Genomic DNA, 20798 nt, shown 5'->3' with positions numbered 1-20798 from the left:
CCGACGACCATTACGCCGCGCATCCGACAACCGCTCCAACAACACCAGACCGGCACCCTCACCCCACCCCGTACCGTCCGCCGACGCCGCGAACGACTTGCACCGGCCATCGGCTGCCAGCCCCCGCTGCCGCGAGAACTCCACGAACGTGTTGGGGGTGGCCATCACGGTCACGCCGCCGGCGAGCGCAAGGTCGCACTCCCCCGCCCGCAGCGCCTGACCCGCCAGATGGATCGCCACCAGCGACGACGAACACGCCGTATCCACCGTCACCGCCGGCCCCTCCAGACCGAACGTGTACGACACGCGCCCGGACGCGACGCTCGGCGTGCTTCCGGGCATGAGACGTCCCTCGACGGCGCTCGGCACCCGGCCCAGGAACCGTGCGCCGTAGTCGTCGTACATGACCCCGGTGAACACGGCCGTCCGGCTTCCCCGGAGACCGACCGGGTCGAGGCCGGCGTCTTCGAAGGTCTGCCAGGCGGTCTCCAGGAGCAGCCGCTGCTGCGGGTCCATGGCCACCGCTTCGCGGGGGCTGATCCCGAAGAACGCCGCGTCGAAGAGGTCCGCGTCGTAGAGGAAGCCGCCCTCACGGGCGTAGCTCCGGCCCACGCGGTCCGGGTCCGGGTCGTACAGTTCCGCGAGGTCCCAGCCGCGTCCGGAGGGGAACTCCCCGACGGCGTCGACGCCGTCGGCCACCAGATCCCACAGCTCCGTGGGGGAGGTGACACCGCCCGGATACCGGCACGCCATCCCGACGATGGCGATCGGATCGTCGCCGCCGGCCGTCGCGCGGGACGCCGGCGCCGGAGACCCGGCGGCCGGGACCGGTTCGCCGACGAGCCGGGTGCGCAGAAACCGGACGAGCGTGCCGGGCGTCGGATGGTCGAAGACGACGGTGGCCGGCAGGTTGACGCCGGTCGCGGCGTTGAGCCGGTTCCGCAGTTCCAGGGCGGTGAGCGAGTCGAAGCCGATCTCCTGGAAGGCCCGGTCCAGCTCGATGCCCTCCGGCTCGGGGTGGGCGAGCACGGTGGCCACCTGGTCGCGTACGAGGGCCTTGAGGGCGGCGTCCTGCTCCGCGGCCGGCATTCCGGCCAGGCGCCCCGCCCATGAGGACGCCGCCGGTGCCGCCCCGGCCGGGGGCGGCGGTAGGCGCACCATGCTTCGCAGCGGTGGCGGCAGCGAGCCCGTGGTGGCCTGCGCCTGCACCGCCGCACGGTCGAACCGCGCCGCGACCACTGTCGGGTACCGGCCGGCCAGCGCCGCGTCGAGCAGCGCGAGGGCCTGGTCGGCCGGCATCGCGGCCACGCCGGACCGGCCCATCCGGGCCAGGTCGGCGTCGCCGAGGTGCCCGGTCATCCCGACGGGTGACTCCCACAGCCCCCAGGCCAGAGCGTGCGCGGTGCGGCCGTCGGCCCGGCGGTGCTCCGCCAGGGCGTTCAGGAACGCGTTCGCCGCTGCGTAGTTCGCCTGGCCGCCGCTCCCGAGGATGGAGGCGGCCGAGGAGAAGAGCACGAAGGCGGCCAGGTCCGTCTTCCGGGTGAGCCGGTGCAGGTGCCAGGCCGCGTCGGCCTTCGGGGCGAGCACGGCCTCGAGCCGCTCAGGGGTGAGGGCGGTGACCACACCGTCGTCGACCACGCCGGCGGCGTGCACGACGGCCGTCAGCGGGTGCGCCTCGGGGGTGTCGGCGAGCAGGGCGGACAGGGCCTCCGGATCGGCGACGTCGCAGGCGACGACGCGTGCGGTGGCTCCGAGCCGGGTCAGCTCCGCCTCGAACTCGGCGGCGCCGTCCGCGGCGGGGCCGCGTCGGCCGGCCAGGATGAGGTGCCGTGCGCCGTGCGCGGTGACCAGGTGCGTGGCGACCAGACGTCCGAGCGCTCCGGTGCCGCCGGTGATGAGGACGGTCCCGTCGGGATCGAGCGCCGGGCCGTCGGCGTCCCGGTCGGCGTCGGCTCGGACCAGGCGCGGGACGCGGAGGCGCCCCGACCGCAGCGCGAGCTGGGACTCCCCGTCGGCCAGAGCCGCCGGCAGCGCGGCGAGAAGTCGGCGGGACGCCACGTCATCGTCGACGTCCAGGAGTGCGAGCCGGTCGGGGTACTCGGCCTGCGCGGCGCGGACCAGGCCCCAGACGGGAGCGGTCACGAGGTCGGCCGATGCGTCGTCCGGATCGGCGGTGACCGCGCCGTTCGTCACGATCACCAGACGAGCACTCCCGAACCGCTCGTCCGGCAACCAGCCCTGGAGCAGACTCAGGATCCGGTGGGTGGTGGCGCGTACCGCCGCGGGCACGTCGTCCGCGCCGGACCCGTGGGGGCAGGCGGCGATGACGACGTCCGGCACCGGCCCGCCCGCGTCGATCGCGGCGCGCAGGGCGGCCAGGTCCGGGTGGGCGGAGTCCTCGGGCACGACCGGATCCGGTCCGCCGGTCAGGCCCAGGGGGTCCGCACCGACGAGGGCCCATGCGCCGCCCGGCGCCTTCCCGCCATCCGCGAGGTCCTGCCAGTCCAGGCGGTACAGCGGGTGGCCGGCGGCCGCTCGGGTCGAGCGCCAGCGGTCGGCGGGGATCGTGCGAAGTCCCAGCGACCGGATGTCGGCCACCGGACCGCCGTGCTCGTCGAGCAGCGTCAGGCCCACCGTGTCCGGACCCGCGGGGCTGAGCCGGACCCGCAGGCGGGCGGACGCGCCGGCGTAGCGGCGCACTCCGCCGAAGGAGAACGGCAGCCGGATGGTCGCCTCGTCACCGGTCTTCTCCTGGTACAGCTCGTCAACGGGATGCAGGGCGCCGTCGAGGAGGGCGGGGTGGATCGCGTACCTCGCGGCCTCGCCACGCTGCTCCGGAGAGAGTCGTACCTCCGCGAGGATGTCCTCGCCCGACCGCCATGCGGCGTGGACGCCGCGGAATGCGGGACCGTATCGGTACCCCTCCTCGGACAGGCGCGCGTACAGCTCCTCGGTGTCGAGCGGGACCGCGTCGGCGGGCGGCCATGCCTCCATCCGTGGATCCGGCGGCGGCGCGGCCGTCTCGGTCAGGGTCCCGGCGGCGTGCCGTCGCCAGGCGCCCTCGGCCTCCGGGCCGTCCACCGAGCGCGAGTGGATGGTGATGGCGCGGCGCCCGGACCCATCCGTGCGGGCGACGCCGACCCGCAGGTCCACGGCGAGAGCCGGGAGGAGGAGCAGCGGGGTCTCCAGGGTCAGGTCCTCGACGGTGTCGCAGCCGGCGTGTTCGGCCGCGACCAGGGCGAGTTCGAGGAACGCCGTGCTCGGCAGCGGCACGCTGTCGGCGATGGCGTGGTCGGCCAGCCAGGCATGGGTCCGGAGGGACAGGCGCCCGGTCAGCAGCAGCTCGCCGTCCGGTTGCTCGACCACGGCCTGGACGAGGGGGTGGCCGGTCGGGCCGAGTCCGGCGGCGCTCACGTCGGCGGTCGCGTCCGGGGCCGGTCGCCAGTACCGCTGGTGCTGGAACCGGTAGGTGGGCAGCGGGACCCGGCCCGCTCCCGGCACCGCGGCGGAGAAGTCGACGGTGCCGCCGTCGACGTGCACCTCGGCCAGGGCGGTCAGGAGGGTACGGACCTCCGCGCGGTCCCGTCGCATCACCGCCGCGACGGCCGGCGCGGTATCGGGGTCGGTCCCCTCGGCGAGGACACAGTCCTGGGCCATGGTGGTGAGCACCGGGTCCGGTCCCAACTCCAGGTACCGCGTCACGCCTTCGGCGTGCAGGGTGCGGATCCCGTCGAGGAACCGGACCGGCTCGCGGACGTGCCGGACCCAGTACTCCGGATCGCGGATCAGTGCGGCGTCGGCGAGCTCACCCGTGAGGTTGGAGATCACCGGGATCCGCGGTGCCTCGAACGTGAGGGTTCCGGCGACCCGGCGGAAGTCGTCGAGCATGGGCTCCAGGCGCGGAGAGTGGAAGGCGTGGCTGACCCGGAGCCGCTTGATCTTGTGCCCACGGCTCTTCAGCGCCCCCGCGATCTCGTCGACGACGTCGGCGTCACCGGAGATCACCACCGCGGCGGGGCCGTTCACGGCGGCCAGTGCGGCACGGTCCTCCAGGCCGGATAGCAGCGGCAGGACCTCGTCCTCGGCGGCCTGGACGGCGGCCATCGCGCCGCCCTCGGGCAGCGCCTGCATGAGCCGGCCGCGTGCCGCGACGAGGGCGCAGGCGTCCGGCAGGGACAGGACCCCGGCGACGTGCGCGGCGACCAGTTCGCCGACGGAGTGGCCGGTGAGGTGGTCGGGCACGAGGCCGAACGACTCGACGAGCCGGTAGAGCGCGGTCTCCACCGTGAAGAGCGCCGCCTGGGTCAGCGCGGTACGGTTCAGCGCCTCGGCGGCGGCCGCACCGGTCGCGAAGAGGGCGTCGCGGACCGAGCAGCCCAGCAGGGGGTCGAGATGCGCGCAAGTGTCGTCCACGGACCCCGCGAACACCGGGAACGTCCGGTAGAGCTCGGCGCCCATGCCGGGCCGCTGGCTGCCCTGCCCGGTGAACAGGAAGGCGGTGCCGCCGGCGCGGGCGGGCCGTCCCGCGCGGATCACGGCGGGGTGCGGGCGGTTCTCGGCGACCGCGGAGAGCCCAGCGCACAGTTCATCGCGGTCGGCGCCCAGGACGACCGCGCGGTCCTGCAGCACCGACCGGGTCCGGGCCAGCGACCAGCCCACGTCGGCGGGTGACAGGTCAGGATGCTCGGTGACGTGGGCGGCCAGGGCCTCGGCCTGGGCGGACAGCGCCTGCCCGCCCCGCGCCGACAGCACCCACGGCACGACCGCGGCCACCGGCTCTCCGGTCGTGCCGCCCGCGACACCCACGATCGCACGACCGCGCTCGGCGTCCTCCGCCGTACGGCCGCCGTCGGCGTCCCCTGTTGTACGGTCGCGGTCCGTGGCCACCGCCGTCCGGTCGCGGTCCGTGTCCCCTGCCGTACCGTCCGCCGGCTCCCCCACCAGCGTACGAGGGGCCTCCTCGAGGATCAGGTGGGCGTTGGTCCCGGAGATGCCGAACGAGGAGACCGCGGCGACGCGCGGGCGCTCGCCGCAGGGCCACCCGACCGGCTCGGTGAGCAGGCGGACCGGGCCGAGACTCCAGTCGACGTTCGGCGTCGGCTCGTCCACGTGCAGCGTCACCGGAAGCGTCTCCCGGTGCATCGCCATGATCATCTTGATCACACCGGCGGCGCCGGCGGCGCCCTGCGTGTGGCCGATGTTCGACTTGACCGATCCCAGCCACAGCGGCCGCTCTGGCTCGCGGCCGACTCCGTAGGTCGCCAACAGCGCCTGTGCCTCGATCGGGTCGCCGAGGCGGGTCCCGGTGCCGTGCGCCTCGACGACGTCCACGTCGGCGGGGGACAGCCGCGCACCGGCCAGGGCCTGCCGGATGACGCGCTGCTGGGAAGGACCGTTCGGCGCGGTCAGGCCGTTGCTGGCACCGTCCTGGTTGATGGCCGACCCACGGATCAGTGCGAGGACCTCGTGACCGTTGCGGCGTGCGTCGGACAGGCGCTCCAGCAGCACCATCCCGACGCCTTCGGAGAAGGCCGTGCCGTCGGCCGCCGCGGCGAAGGGCTTGCAGCGCCCGTCCGGTGCCAGGCCGCGCTGCCGGGAGAACTCGGTGAAGACGTTCGGGATGGACATCACCGTCACGCCGCCCGCCAGCGCGAGCGTGCACTCGTCACCGCGCAGCGCCTGGACGGCCAGGTGCATGGCGACCAGCGACGAGGAGCACGCGGTGTCCACGGTCACCGCCGGGCCTTCGAGCCCCAGTGTGTACGCCACCCGGCCGGACAGCACGCTCGGCGCGTTACCGGTGACGAGGTAGCCCTCGGCGGCGCGGTCGATGTGCGGGGTGCCGAACCCGGGCAGGGCCGTCCCCGCGTAGATCCCGGTCAGGCTTCCCTTCAGCGAGGTGGGGTCGATGCCGGCGCGTTCGAGCAGTTCCCAGCAGACCTCCAGGAGCAGTCGCTGCTGCGGGTCGATGGCCGGTGCCTCTCGCCGGCTGATGCCGAAGAAGTCCGCGTCGAACCCGTCGGCGTCGTAGAGGAACCCGCCCGCGCCGGCGTAGGTGGTGCCGGGGTGGTCGGGGTCGGGGTGGAACAACCCGGCCAGGTCCCAGCCGCGTCCGGCGGGGAACTCCCCCATCGCGTCACCGCCGGAGGCGACGAGTTCCCACAGCTCCTCGGGCGATCCGGCACCGCCCGGATACCGGCAGGCCATCCCGACGACGGCGACCGGTTCCTGGGCGCGTTCCTCGACCTCCCGCAGCCTTCGGCGGGTGGTGTGCAGGTCACCGGCGACGCGCCGTAGGTAGTCGACCAGCTTCTCTTCATTCGTCACGGGGGATCCCCCAGCCCTCTGCGCGGTGACGGTCGGGACAGGTCATGACAGGCCGAGCTCCTTGTCGATGAAGTCCAGCACCTGCTCGGCATCCGCCACCTGTAGCCGCTCCACGGCGTCGCCGTCGTCGGCCGACGCGCACAGGGCCCGCCACCGCGTCAGGACCGTCTCCAGCCGGGCCGTGACCGCGTCGGTGTCCAGGTCGTCGGGCGCGACGGTGGCAAGGGCGCTCTCCAGCCGATCCAGTCCGTCGAGGATCGGGTCGCCGCGGCGGGCGTGCCCGCCCGTCTGTCCGGCGGTGACGAGCAGGCTGCGGAGGTGGCCGGCGAGCACCGCGGCCTCCGGGTAGTCGAAGACGACGGAGGGAGGCAGCCGGAGCCCGGTGGCCGCGACGAGCCGGTTGCGCAGTTCCACGGCGGTCAGTGAGTCGAACCCGAGTTCCTTGAACGACGCGTCGGCACGTACGACGCCGGCGTCGGCGTGTCCGAGCACGGTGGCGGCGTGCGTACGGACCAGGGTGAGCAGGATCCGCTGCTGTTCCGGCTCGGGAAGGACGCCCAGCCGCCCCGACCAGTCACCGGCCGGCTCGGCGCCGGCCGCCGCGACCGGCCGGCCGCTTACGCTCCTGGTCGTGGCCAGGGTCCGCAGCGGGGCGGGCAGCAGGTGGACGGGCTGGCCCGCGAGCGCGTCGGTGTCGAGGTGCAGCGCGAGGAGTTGAGGACGGCCGTGCCGCTGGGCGGCATCGAACAGCGCGAGCCCCGTGTCCGTGGTGGTCGCCGTGATGCCGAGGCGGTGGATCCGCGCCCGGTCGGCTTCGCTGAGCCCGCCCGTCAGGCCGCTGGCCTCCTCCCACAACCCCCAGGCCACGGACACCCCCGGCAGGCCGAGCGCCTGTCGGTGTGCGGCCAGCGCGTCGCAGAAGGCGTTCGCCGCAGCGTAGTTGGCCTGCGCCGCGGTACCGAGGGCGGCGGCAAAGCTGGAGAACAGCACGAACGTGCCCAGCCGATGCCCCGCGGTGGCATTGTGCAGGTTGAGCGCCGCGGTGGCCTTCGCCCGCCAGACCCGCGCCAGCCGCTCGGTGTTCTGCGCCCCGACCAGCGCGTTGTCCAGGACCCCGGCGGCGTGGACGACACCGGTCAGCGGATGGGCCGGGTCGATCCCGGCGATCAGGTCGTCGACGGTGCCGGCGTCCGCGACGTCGGCGGCGACGACGCGCACCCGCGCACCCGCCTCTGTCAACCGCTCCACCAGGTCGTGCGCGCCGGGCGCGTCCGGGCCGTGCCGGCTGACGAGGAGCAGGTGCCCGACACTCCAGGCGCGCACCAGGTGCTCGGCCACGAAGCCGCCGATCGTGCCGGTCCCCCCGGTGATCAGCACGGTGCCGTCCGGGTCCACCGGCGCGGGGACGTCCAAGACGAGCTTGCCGGTGTGGCGGGCCTGGCTCATGTGGCGGAGCGCCTCGCGCGCCCGGCCGAGCGGCCATCGCCGCACCGGCGGCGGCCGTAAGGCGTCCGCCGTGAACAGCTCGTTCAGCGTCGCGAACATTCGGGCGATGCGTTCGGGCCCGGCGTCGGCCAGCAGATCGAACGCCTGATACCGCACGTCCGGCCGGTCGCCGGCGACCGCGGCGGGATCGCGGAGGTCGGTCTTGCCCATCTCGACGAACCGGCCGCCGTCGCTCAGCAGCTCCAGCGACGCGTCGACGAACGGTCCCGTCAGGCTGTTGAGGACCACGTCCACGCCGCGCCCGCCGGTCGTCCGGCGGACCACGTCAGCGAAGCCCAGGTCCCGGGAGGATCCGCGGTGCGTCGCGTCGACTCCCATCTCCTCCAGCACCGCCTGCTTGTCCGGCCCGGCCGTGGCGTACACCTCCGCGCCGAGGTGGCGCGCGATCCGCACGGCCGCGGTCCCGACCCCGCCGGTCGCGGTGTGGATGAGCACCGACTGGCCTCGGCGCAGGCCGCCCAACTCGACCAGGCCGTACCAGGCGGTCAGGAAGGCCACCGGCACGGCCGCGGCCTCGTGCAGGTCCCATCCGGCCGGGACCGGGGCGAGCATCCGCGCGTCCGCCACCGCGTACGTCCCGAAGGCCCCCTCGAACAGCCCCATGACCCGGTCGCCGACCGACAGGCCCGTCACTCCGGGCCCGACGTCGACGACCACCCCGGCGCCCTCACTACCGCCGAACCGGGCGTCTCCGGGGTACATGCCGAGGACGATGAGGACGTCGCGGAAGTTGACCCCCGCGGCGTGCACGGCGATCCGTACCTGGCCCTCCGCCGGCGGCTCCAGTGCCTCGGGGCAAGGCATCGGGGTCACCCCGTCGACCGTTCCGGTGTCGCGCAGGCCCAGGCGCCACGCCGGTTCGCCAGGCGGTGGGACCAGGTCGCCGCCGTCGCCCGCCCGTACGAGCCGTGGCACCAGCAGGCGGCCGTCGCGGAAGGCCGCCTGCGGCTCGTCCGATCGCACGGCCAGGGCGACCGCCGCGAGGACGCCGGTGGGTTCCGGGCCCGCGTCGAACAGCATGAACCGGCCGGGGTTCTCCGACTGCGCGCTGCGCACCAGCCCCCAGACCGCGGCACCGGCGAGGTCGACCGCGTCGCCGTCGGCCGAGACAGCGCCACGCGTCACGACCACCAGCCGAGAGTCGGTGAGCCGCGGCTCCTCCAGCCATCCCTGCAGCAGCGCCAGCACCCGTTCGGTCGCTTCGAGGGCGTCCCCGGCGAGCGGTGCCACCGCCAGGACCGTCGAGGGCACGGGACCGTCATCGCCCTCCAGCGCCGCGATGAGGCCGGGCAGGTCCGGGTGGTGCGGCAGGCCGTCAAGGCCCGGCGACCGCGGGCCGAGCACCGCCCACCCTTCATCGTCCGCGGGCGGCGGCGTCTCCGGTACGGGCGGCGGGGACCAGTCCAGGACATAGAGCCCGTCGACGTGGCGGGCCCCCGCCTCGCGGAGCCGGTCGGTTCCGGCCAGGCGCATCCCGAGGGAGCCGACGGTCAGCACCGGCGCGCCCATCCCGTCGGCGACGGTGACGCTCAGCGCGCGTCCCCCGCTCCCCTCGTCCTGGAACGACAGGCGGACCCGGACCCGGGTCGCGCCGGTCGCCCACAGGGACACGCCGCTCCACGTGAAGGGCAGCCACACCCGGCCACCGTCGCCGAACCCGTCCAGCAGGAACACCGGGTGCAGCGCGGCGTCCAGCAGCGCCGGGTGGACGCCGAACCGGTCCTGGCCGGCCGCCTCCGGCAGCACCACCTCGGCCAGCAGGTCCGTTCCATGCCGCCACGCCGCGCGCAGCCCCTGGAAGGCGGGACCGTAGTCATAGCCCGCCGCCGCGGCCCGGCCGTAGAAGTCCTCGACCTCGACCGGCTTCGCGCCCTCCGGGGGCCACGGGCCGCCGAGGTCCGTCGCCGCGTCCATCCGCGGTGCGGCGGGACCGAGCGTGCCGGTCGCGTGACACACCCAACCGGCCTCCCGGCCAGGGGGGACGCCGGCATCCGGCCGCGAGTGCACGCGCATCTCCCGGCGCCCGTCGGCGCCCTCTGGGCCGACGACGACCTGGACGAGGAGACCGCCCGACTCGGGCAGGACGAGCGGGACCTGCAGGACCATCTCCTCCAGGCCGCCGCAGTCCGCCTCGTCCGCCGCCCGCAGCGCCCACTCCACCAGAGCCGTACCCGGGAGCAGGACGGTTCCGGCGACGACGTGCTGGGCCGGCCAGCCTCCGCCCGCGGACGACAGCCGGCCGGTGAGGAGCAGGCCGCCGTCCGGGAGGTGCACGGCGGCCGGGAGGACCCCGTGCTCGACCGGCTGCAGGCCGGCGGTGCGCACGTCACCGGCTCCCGCGTCCGGGGTCAGCCAGTAGCGTTCCCGCTGGAAGGCGTACGTCGGCAGGTCCACGATCCGGGGAGCGGGATCGGCCGTGAACAGCGTGGCCCAGTCCGGGGCCGCGCCGGCGCAGAACGCCTGCGCGAGCGACCGGCCCAGCTCGGCCAGGTCGCCGTGGTCCCGGCGCAGCGTGGGGATCGCGACCGCGTCCGCGCCGGCCGCGTCGAAGGTCTCCTGCATCCCCACGGTCAGCACGGGATGACTGCTGGCCTCGATGAACACCCGGTGGCCGGCCGCCAGCAGCGCCTCGATGGCATCGGCGAAGCGCACCGGCTGCCGCAGGTTGGTCACCCAGTAGTCGCCGTCCAGCGTGCGGGGGTCCACCCGGCCGCCGGTCACGGCGGAGTAGTACGCGACGTCGGCGGCGGAGGGACGGATCCCCGCCAGCACGTCGACGAGCTCGTCGCGGATCTCCTCCACCTGCGGACCGTGCGACGCGTAGCCGACCTCGATGATCCGCGCCCGCGCGCCCTCCGCCCGGAAGGCGGCCACGACATCGGCGACGGCCTCCGGCGGCCCGGACACCACCGTGGACGCCGGACCGTTCACCGCGGCCACCACCGTTCCAGGACGGTCGCCGAGCAGCCGCGCAGCGTGCTCGTGGGGGACGCTTAGAGCGGCCATGGCGCCGCGCCCGGCGAGCTTCCGCAGGGCCCGGCTGCGCAGCGCGACGATGCGCGCGCCGTCCTCCAGCGAGAGCGCGCCCGCCACACAGGCCGCCGCGATCTCCCCCTGGGAATGTCCCACCACGGCGGCCGGCGCGATGCCGTGCTCCGCCCACACAGCGGCGAGCGAGACCATCACCGCCCACAACGCCGGCTGGACGACGTCGACCCGGCTCAGTTCCGCGCCGTCCCCGCGCAGCACGTCGGTCACCGACCAGTCCACATGCGGTGTCAGCGCACGCTCGCACCGCGCCAGTCGCTCGGCGAAGACCGGGGACGACGTCAGGAGGTCCGCGCCCATTCCCGCCCACTGGGAGCCCTGCCCGGGGAACACGAGAACGGGCCCGGTGCCGTTGGTCGCAGTGGTCCCCGGAGAGATCACATCCGGGTGCGCCTGCCCGGCGGCAAGTGCGTGCAGCCCCGCGAGCAGCCCGTCACGGTCCTGCCCGAGCACCACCGCGCGATGCTCGAACACCGACCGCGTCGAGGCCAGCGACCATCCGACGCCGGCGGGCGACACCTCCGGATCGGCGGCCACCCGCGCGGCCAGGGCCGCTGCCTGGTGGCGCAACGCCTTCGGGCTGCGGGCCGACAGCACCCATGGAATTACCGCGTCCGGCCTCGGGCCGATCCCTGCCGGTGACGGCTCACCGTCAGCGGTGGACCGGGGCATGGCACCCGGCGACGAGTCGGCGCCCTGGCCCGGGTCGAAGTCGGGCGCCTGCTCCAGGATCAGGTGGGCGTTCGTGCCGGAGATCCCGAACGCAGACACGCCCGCGCGGCGCACGCGTTCTCCTCGAGGCCAGGCGACCGGCCGGTCGAGCAGTCGCACCCCGCTGGATTCCCAATCGACATGGGGGGTCGGCGTCTTGAGATGCAGCAGGGGCGGCAGCGTCTCGTGCCGCAGGGCCATCACCATTTTGATCACCCCCGCGACACCCGCGGCGGCGTGCGTGTGCCCGATATTCGTCTTGACCGAGCCGAGCCACAGCGGCCGGTCCCCCGGCCGGTTCCGCCCGTACGCTGCGATGAGCGCCTCGGCCTCGATGGGGTCGCCGAGCGCGGTCCCGGTGCCGTGCGCCTCCACCACATCGACGTCGGCCGGCGAAAGGCGGGCGGCGGTCAGCGTCTGAGCGATCACCCGCTCCTGCGCGACGTCGCTGGGGGCGGTCAACCCGTTGCTGGCGCCGTCCTGATTGATCGCCGAGCCCCGGATGACCGCCAGCACGCGATGCCCGTTCCGCTGAGCGTCCGACAGCCGCTCCAGCACGACCAGGCCCACGCCCTCGGAGAAGCCGGTGCCGTCCGCGGCAGCGTCGAAGGACTTGCACCGGCCGTCGGGAGCGAGCGCGCGCTGCCGGGAGAACTCGGTGAACATCAGTGGGGTGGCCAGGGCGGTGACGCCGCCGGCGAGGGCGAGCGCGCAGTCGTCCTGCCGCAGTGCCTGGCAGGCCAGATGCATCGCGACGAGCGACGCCGAGCACGCGGTGTCCACCGTCACGGCCGGACCCTCGAGACCGAAGGTGTAGGCGACCCGACCGGAGATCACGCTGGTGAGACCCCCGGTCGTGGCGTAGCCCTCGAGCCCTTCGGGGATCTGGGGGCTCTGGGTCAGATAGTCGCGGCTGGACACGCCGGCGTACATGCCGGTCCCCTGCCCTTCAAGGAGACGGGATCGATGCCGGCCCGTTCCAGTGCCTCCCAGGCGATCTCCAGCGTCAGGCGCTGCTGCGGATCCATCGCCAGGGCCTCGCGGGGATTGATCCCGAAGAACGCCGCGTCGAACCGGTCGGCATCGTGGATGAACCCGCCCTGACGGACATAGCTGGTGCCGTGATGCCCCGGGTCCGGATGGTAGAGATTCGCCAGGTCCCAGCCGCGGTCGGCGGGGAACTCCCCGATCGCGTCGACGCCCGACGCGATCAGGTCCCAGTACGCCTCGGGTGAATCGACGCCGCCCGGGAAGCGGCAGGCCATGCCGACCACGGCGATCGGTTCGTGGGAGCGTTCCTCCATCTCGCGCAATCGCCGACGCGTGTCGTGCAGGTCGGCGGAGACGCGTTTGAGGTACTCCACCAGTTGCTCTTCCGTCGCCATCTCAGCTCACCAGGCCTTCAGGGGAGATCGCCGGGCGCATTCAGGACACACCGAGTTCGTTCTGAATGAAGTCGAGAACCTGATCGGCGGACGCCGACTCCAGCCGTTCCGCGGCGCTGGTGCTCGACTCCGGTGCCCGCTTCGCCTTCCAGGTGGCCAGCAGGCTCTCCAGCCGGGCCGTCACCGTGCCGATGACGGCGTCCGCCACGACGGCGCCGGCCAAGGTGCTCTCCAATCTCGTCAGTTCGTCGAGAACCGAATCGGTGGGCTCGGCCCCGGCGGAACCGGGACCGGCGGCATCCGGCACCAGCCGCTGCAGCAGATGCGCGGCGACGCCCATGGGTGTGGGGTGCCGGAAGACAAGCGCGGTGGGCAGCCGCAGACCGGTGGCGGCGGCGAGCCGATCGCGCAGTTCAACGGCGGTCAGAGACTCGAACCCGAGGTCCTTGAACCCGGCCTCGGCGGGCACCGCGGTCGGGTCGGTGTGTCCGAGTACCGTGGCGGCGTGGTCACGGACCAGGTCGAGCAGGACGCGAGTCCGCTCACCGGCCGGCAGTTCCACCAGCCGTGCGGCCCAGTCGGCGGGCGGGCCGCCGACGGCGGCCCGCCGCGACGCGGCCGTGCGCACGTGGGCGGGGTCACCACGTGCCGGATCGGGGACGGCACGTGACTCCTCGCCGCGCTTGCCCGCGGCGGCCACCAGGCGCTCAGCCGTGGCGGAGCGCAGCACCACCGAGTCGGCGCTCAGCACCGGCGCGCCGGCCGCGTCCGTGATCAGCACCCGGAGTTCCCGCTCGCCCGGCGCACCCGGCTCACGGGGGGCCAGCCGGGCCCGTACGACCGTGGCCTCCATCGCCCACAGGGAGACGTCGTTCCAGACGAACGGCAGCCAGATCGTGCCCTCGGCCGGCCGGGAGTCGCCGGCATCGGCCGGCCGGGTCCCCAGGAGCGCTGGCCGTAGCGCGGGCCGTAGCGCGGCGTCGAGGAGGGCGGGGTGGATCCCGAATCCGTCGTGGCCTCCGGCCGCCTCGGGGAGTTCCGCCTCGACCAAGAGGTCCGGTCCGTGTCGCCAGGCCGCGCGCAGACCGTCGAACGCCGCCCCGTACGCGTAACCGTGGTCCGCGAGATCTCGGTGCAGGTCGTCGACGTCGATGGGGACCGCGCCGGGCGGCGGCCAGCCACCGGCCGCCGGGGCCGGCTGGGGCCGTGGTTCCGCGGCGAGGACGCCGTCGGCATGCGGGGTCCAGGAGGCGGCTCCGGCGTCGCCCGCGAGGCGGGAGTGGACGGTGAAGGAGCGCCGCCCCTTCTCGTCAGGGGCTGCGACGGTGATCTGCAGGTCGACGGCGTCGTCGTCGGGAATGACCAGTGGGGTGTGCACGGTCAGCTCCGTGACGTCGTCGCAGCCGGTGCGAGCGCCCGCATGCGCGGCCAGTTCGGCGAAGGCGGTGCCCGGGAGGAGGATCCGGTCCAGGACCCGGTGATCGGACAGCCAGGGCCGGGCGGCGGGCGACAGCCGGCCGGTGAACACGTCGCCGCCTCCGCCCGCCAGCTCCACGGCCGCGCCGAGCAGCGGGTGCTCGGCCGGCGTCAGGCCGAGGCCTGCCGGGTCGTCGCCTCCTCCGTCGTGGCCGTCGATCCAGTAGCGGCGACGCTGGAACGCGTACGTCGGCAGGGGTACCACCCGGGGGGCCGGTTCGACACGGAACCGGCCGGTCCAGTCGACGTCGATCCCGGCCTCGAACGCCTGCGCGGCCGCACGGGCGATCCGCTCCAGGCCGCCGTCGTCGCGGCGCAGCGTGGGCACCGTGACGGCGTCGATCCCGGACCGTTCGAAGATCTCCTCCATGCCCATGGTGAGCACGGGATGGGGGCTGGCCTCGATGAACACCCGGTACCCGTCGGCCAGCGACGCTTGGACCGCGTCGGCGAACCGTACGGGCTCCCGCATGTTCGTCACCCAGTAGTCCGTGTCGAGGTCAGCGACGTCGATCCGGCCGCCGGTCACCGTGGAGTAGAACGCCGCCTCGGCCGATACGGGCCGGATTCCCGTCAGGACGTCGGCCACCTCATCACGGATCTCCTCCATCTGGGGGCTGTGCGAGGCGTAGTCGACATCGATGGTCCGGGCCTGGTGTCCCGCCCGCTCGCAGGCCGCCACGACCGCGGCCACCTGGTCGGGCGGACCGGAGATCACCGTGGAGGCGGGTCCGTTCGCGGCGGCCACGACCGCGGCCGGGCCGTGCTCGGCCAGCAGGTCCTCGGCCTGCTCGGCGCCGATCCGGAGACCGGCCATCGCACCGCGTCCGGCCAGCCGCCGCAACGCCAGGCTTCTGAGGGCCACCACGCGCGCGGCGTCCTCGAGCGTCAGGGCACCTGCCACGCAGGCGGCGGCGATCTCCCCTTGGCTATGGCCGACCACCGCCGACGGGACCACGCCCTGTTCGGCCCAGACCGCCGCCAGCGAGACCATCATCGCCCACAGCACGGGCTGGACCACGTCGACCCGGTCAAGGCCCGGGGCGTTCTCGGCGCCTCGGAGCACACCGGTGAGCGACCAGTCCACGTACGACGCGAGGGCACGCTCGCACTCGGCGATCCGCGCGGCGAAGACCGGTGAAGAGGCGAGGAGGCCGGCGCCCATTCCGGCCCACTGCGATCCCTGTCCGGGGAACACCAGCACCGGTCCCGCGGCACCGGACACCGGCGGCGCCGACGACACCTCGCCGTCGGCGATCGCGCGCAACCCGGCGAGCAGTTCGTCCCGGTGCCGCCCGATCACCACGGCCCTGTGCTCGAACAGCGACCGCGTCGTCAGCAAGGACCAGCCCACGTCGGCGGGCGTCAGTTCCGGATCGGAGTCGACCCATGCGGCCAGCGCCGCCGCCTGTCCGCGCAACGCGGCGTCGTTCCGGGCCGACACCGCCCACGGCACCAGCGGCCGTTCCGGGGGTTCTGCCGCGCCGACATGCGTACGCGGCGGCTTCCGCACGGTGTCCGTGTCCTGCTCGAGGATGATGTGCGCGTTGGTACCGCTGATCCCAAAGGACGAGACGGCAGCCCGGCGAAGCCCGCCGCGTCGTGGCCAATCGATCCGCTCGGTCAGCAGGCGCACCGCGCCGGACGTCCAGTCGACGTGCGGTGTGGGCGCGTCGATGAACAAGGAGGCGGGTAGCTGCCCCTCGCGCAGCGCCATCACCATCTTGATGACACCGGCGACGCCGGCGGCCGCCTGGGTATGCCCGAGGTTCGACTTCACCGAGCCGAGCCACAACGGCCGGTCTTCGGGCCGGTCCCGGCCGTACGCCCACGACAGGGCCTGCGCCTCGATGGGGTCGCCGAGCCTGGTACCGGTACCGTGCGCCTCGACCGCGTCGATGTCGGCCGGGGAGAGACGGGCGTTGGCGAGGGCCTGCGCGATCACCCGTCGTTGTGCGGGGCCGCTCGGCGCGGACAGCCCGTTGCTGGCACCGTCCTGGTTGATCGCCGAACCGCGGATCACCGCCAGGACGGGATGGCCGTTGCGCCGCGCGTCCGAGAGGCGTTCCAGCAGCACGAGACCGGCTCCCTCGCTCCAGCCCGTGCCGTCGGCGGCGGCCGCGAACGCCTTGCATCGCCCGTCGGGGGCAAGGCCCCCCTGCCGGGAGAACTCGGTGAACATGCCCGGCGTGGCCAGCACGGTCACGCCGCCCGCGAGGGCGAGTGTGCACTCGCCCTGACGCAGGGCCTGACCGGCCAGATGCATCGCCACCAGCGACGACGAACACGCTGTATCGACCGTGACCGCCGGGCCCTCCAGGCCGAACGTGTAGGCCACCCGCCCGGAGGCGACACTCGGCGTGCCCCCCGTGAGCAGGTACCCGTCGAGCCTCTGGGTCGCTTCGTGCAACCGTGGCCCGTAGTCCTGGGGGGTCATGCCGACGAACACACCGGTGGGGCTGCCCTTGAGCGCCGCCGAGGTGATGCCCGCCCGTTCGAACGCCTCCCAGGCGATCTCCAGCAGCAGCCGCTGCTGGGGGTCGATGGCGATGGCCTCTCGCGGGCTGATTCCGAAGAACCCCGCGTCGAACTCCGCCGCGTCGTACACGAAGCCGCCCTTGCGCGTGTGGCTCGTCCCCGGCCGGGTGGGATCCGGGCCGAACAGTCGCCCGAAATCCCAGCCGCGATCGGTGGGAAACTCCCCGACCGTGTCGACGCCGTCGGCCACGAGCCGCCATAGGTCCTCCGGCGAGGAAGCCCCGCCGGGATACCGGCAGCTCATGGCCACCACCGCGATCGGTTCACCGCTCACGTGCCCGGACGTTCCAGAAGGGCTGTCCGGCGCGTCGGGGGCATCGACGGCCTGCGCGCGCAGGTGCTCCGCGACGGCCGCCGGTGTGGGGTGATCGAAGGTGAGGGTCGCCGTCAGGGACAGCCCCGTCTCCGCGCCGAGCCGCTCGCTCAGCTCCGCCGCCGCCATCGAGTCGAAACCCAGATCCTTGAAGGTCCGTTCCGGGTCGATCGCCGCGGGCGTCGCGTGCCCCAGGACCACGGCGGCGTTCCTGCGCACGAGCTCCACGATGACGCGGTGCTGTTCGGCGTCGGTGAGGTCGGCCGTCAGCCACTCCGACGACGCGTCCGCCGCCCGGCCCGTCTGCGGCGCAGGGAGAGACGCCGGCTCGGTGACGGGCGCGCGTTCCGGCGGCGTGTCGATCCAGTAGCGCTCGCGCTGGAATGCGTACGTCGGCAGACTCACCCGGGTACGCCGCCCGCCGAAGACGCGATCCCAGCGGAGGTCGGCGCCGCGCACGAACGCCTGGGCCATGGCCGAGGCGAAGGTGCTCACCTCCGACCGCCCACGGCGCAGCGTCGCGACGGCGACAGGGCGCGTCGTGCCGGCGGCCGCCCGTCCCACGAGGCATTCGCGTGTCATGACGGCCAGCGACGCGTCGGGGCCGAGCTCGATGAACGTCGTGACCCCAAGGTCGCAAAGGGAATCCACACCCGCCATGAAGAGCACCGGCTCGCGTACGTGCTCGGCCCAGTGGCCGGGTGAGCAGAGCCGCGCCTCGGAGGCGAGGCGACCGGTGACATTGGACACGATGGGGATGTCCGGCGAGGAGAAGGACAGGCCGGCCGCGACTGCCCGCAGTTCCCCGCTCACGACCTCCATGTGCGGTGAATGGAAGGCATGGCTGACCCGCAGCGGACGTGCCTTGCGTCCGCGTGCCTTCCACTCGGCCGTCGCCTCGCGCACGGTGTCCCGATCGCCGGAGACGACCAGCGACGCGGGGCCGTTGACCGCCGCGATACCGATCCGATCTTCCCGCCCGGCGAGCAGCTCGCCCGCCTCTTCGGGCGTGGCCTGCCAGGCGGCCATTCCACCCGGCCTCGTCACCGCCTGCATGAGCCGGGCGCGGGCCGCCACCAGGGCGCATGCGTCCGGTAGCGACAGCACTCCGGCCACGTGTGCCGCGGCCAACTCCCCGACCGAGTGGCCCATCAGGTAGTCGGCCTTGAGACCCCAGGACTCGACCAGCCGGTAGAGCGCGACCTCGATGGCGAGCAACGCGGGCTGGGTGTAGACGGTCTGGTCCAACATCGGGTCCGGAACCGTGGCGTCCGAGGCGAACATCACTTCGCGCAGCGGCATCTCGAGGTGCTCGTCGAGGCAGGCGCAGGCGTCGTCCAGAGCCTCGGCGAACACGGGATGGGCCGCATAGAGCTCCCGGCCCATGCCGATGCGCTGGCTACCCTGGCCACTGAACAGGAACGCGATGCCGCCGTCGGCCACACCGCCCTGGATCACATCAGCCGTGTCGGTTCCGCGATGCAGCGCGTCCAGCCGGACGGCTCCGCCCTCGATGTCCTCGGCGAGGACGACCGCGCGATGGGCGAAGGCGGATCGCGTGGTGGCCAGGGCGTACCCGACATCCGCCGGGTCGACGGCGGGGTCGGCCGTCAGGTGTTCGCGCAGCCTCCCGGCCTGGCCGCGCAAGGCCATGGGGCTCTTCGCGGAGAGCGGCCACAAGGAGACCGGCGGAGGGCCGGGCGACGGGTCTTCGGACGCGCCCGGCGGCGTCGTCGCCGCGGCGGTGCTGCCGTCGTGCTCCGGCCGGGGAGCCTGGTCGAGAACCACGTGGCAGTTGGTCCCGCCCATGCCCCACGAGCTGACTCCAGCGATCAGGGGCCGGTCCGGGTGTGGCCAGTCGGTCAGCCGGTCCTGGACGCGCAGGCCCAGCTCCCGCAGCGGAATCCGGGGATTCGGTGTTGCGAAGTTGAGGCTCGCCGGAATCCGCCCGTGAGTGATGCTGAGGGCCGTCTTGAGCAGACCCACGATCCCGGCCGCGCCTTCCAAATGGCCGACGTTCGTCTTTGCGGAGCCGACCAGCAGGGGCGCCTCGGAGGGGCGGTCGGTGCCGAGCGCGGCGCCGAGGGCCGCCGCCTCGATGGGATCGCCCACCGGTGTCCCGGTGCCGTGCAGTTCGACGTACTGCACATCGGCGGGTGACACGCCGGCCCGGGCGTACGCCTGTCGCAGCACGTCCTCCTGCGCCGCCCGGCTGGGCGCCGTCAACCCGGTCGTGGCGCCGTCGTTGTTCACGGCGCTGCCTCGGATCACGCAGTACACGCGATCCCCGTCGTTCAGTGCGGCGTCGAGCGGTTTGAGGAGAACGAGCCCACCGCCTTCCGCCCGGACGAAGCCGTCCGCGCGGGCGTCGAAGGTGTGGCACCGGCCGGTCGGAGAGAGCCCGCCGAACCGTGCGGCCGCGACCTCCATGCCGTCCTCGGAGAGGATCAGGTTGACCCCGCCGGCCAGTGCCAGGGCACACTCCCCCTGCCGCAGGCTCTCGCATGCCAGGTGCACGGCGACCAACGAGGAGGATTGCGCGGTGTCGATGGTCACGCTCGGGCCGGACAGGCCGTGGCTGTAGGAGACCCGGTTGGCGATGATGCTGCGGTGTGACCCGGTCATGGCGTACCGGTCGTTCTTCCATCCGCCGTGCCGACGGAGAAGATCCGCGTAATCGTCCCAGATGGCGCCCACGAAGACGCCCGTACGGCTGCCCGCCAGGCTCTGCGGGCGGACGCCGGCGTCCTCCATCGCCTCCCAGCTGAGTTCGAGGACCAGGCGTTGCTGAGGGTCTGTCGTCACCGCCTCGCGCGGTGAGATACCGAAGAAACCCGCGTCGAAGGAGTCGACCTCGTCGAGGAAACCGCCGAAGTAGTCCGGCTCCGGCACGGACTGGTCCGCTCCGTCCGCCGAAAGGCCGTGTCGCCGCCGGTCGGCGGGCATCGCGGTGATGGCGCTCTCGCCGCGGCACAGCAGCCGCCAGAATGCCGTCGGATCGGGCGCGTGCGGCAGTCGGCAGGCCAGTCCGATGACGGCGATGGGAATGTCCGGCCGAGCGGAATTCGTAACGGCCGAGTCGGTGAAAGATGTCCTAGCCATCGCACCACGCGCGGTGAGGGCGGTACGTCTGGGCCTGGTTCGCCATCGGAGCACTCCCGTTTCACGGACGGTGCTTGTTCTCAAGCGCCGGGCCCAGTCTCGGCAACGGCCCTAAAGTCGGCCTGAAAACCGCCGGCACCGATCGCTCGGTACCGCGCACAGCCGACGGCGGTGCCGCCGGAGCCCTGCCACGAGCAAGCGGGGGCACCGGTGTGCGCCAGGCCGCAGGCGTGGTGACGGAACGACGGCGCGGCGAGGGACCCCTAATCGGTGAGACCGAGTTCCTTAGGGGCTGACGCCCCGGGACGCCATGCATAGATTTCGGCGTACGACTTCGAACGAGCGATCCGCTGATCATTTTTCTCGGATCGGCGACAGGGAGGAGTGTCCGG

At 73.6% G+C, this 20798-nt stretch carries 3 protein-coding genes and 1 pseudogene; all 4 read right to left on the bottom strand.

From position 1 onward, the window contains the following. Window positions 1–6327, bottom strand: a 6327-nt coding sequence (locus AB0I04_RS49220; RefSeq protein ID WP_360901767.1) for a type I polyketide synthase, incomplete at its 3' end; no start/stop codon positions are given. A gap of 42 nt (window positions 6328–6369) precedes the next feature. Continuing rightward, window positions 6370–12108, bottom strand: a complete 5739-nt coding sequence (locus AB0I04_RS49215) for a type I polyketide synthase (RefSeq protein WP_360901770.1) — start codon at window positions 12106–12108, stop codon at window positions 6370–6372. A gap of 78 nt (window positions 12109–12186) precedes the next feature. After that, window positions 12187–12977 (bottom strand): annotated as a pseudogene (locus AB0I04_RS49210) (beta-ketoacyl synthase N-terminal-like domain-containing protein); the annotation flags it as partial. Between the two features lie 40 nt (window positions 12978–13017). Further along, window positions 13018–20406 carry a beta-ketoacyl synthase N-terminal-like domain-containing protein gene (locus AB0I04_RS49205; protein ID WP_360901764.1) on the bottom strand — a complete coding sequence of 2463 codons (7389 nt, stop codon included), beginning with the start codon at window positions 20404–20406 and terminating at the stop codon, window positions 13018–13020. Between the last annotated feature and the right edge of the window lie 392 nt (window positions 20407–20798).

It is taken from the genome of Actinoallomurus sp. NPDC050550 (assembly GCF_040655075.1).
In the GTDB taxonomy this organism is placed as follows: Bacteria; Actinomycetota; Actinomycetes; order Streptosporangiales; family Streptosporangiaceae; genus Actinoallomurus.
Note: the sequence above shows the minus strand (reverse complement) of the source record. Positions and strands in the feature narration are given on the sequence as shown.

Coding starts and splice junctions, on each gene's coding strand:
- AB0I04_RS49205 (WP_360901764.1), bottom strand. CDS start 20,406: ATGGCTAGGACATCTTTCACCGACTCGGCCGTTACGAATTCCGCTCGG.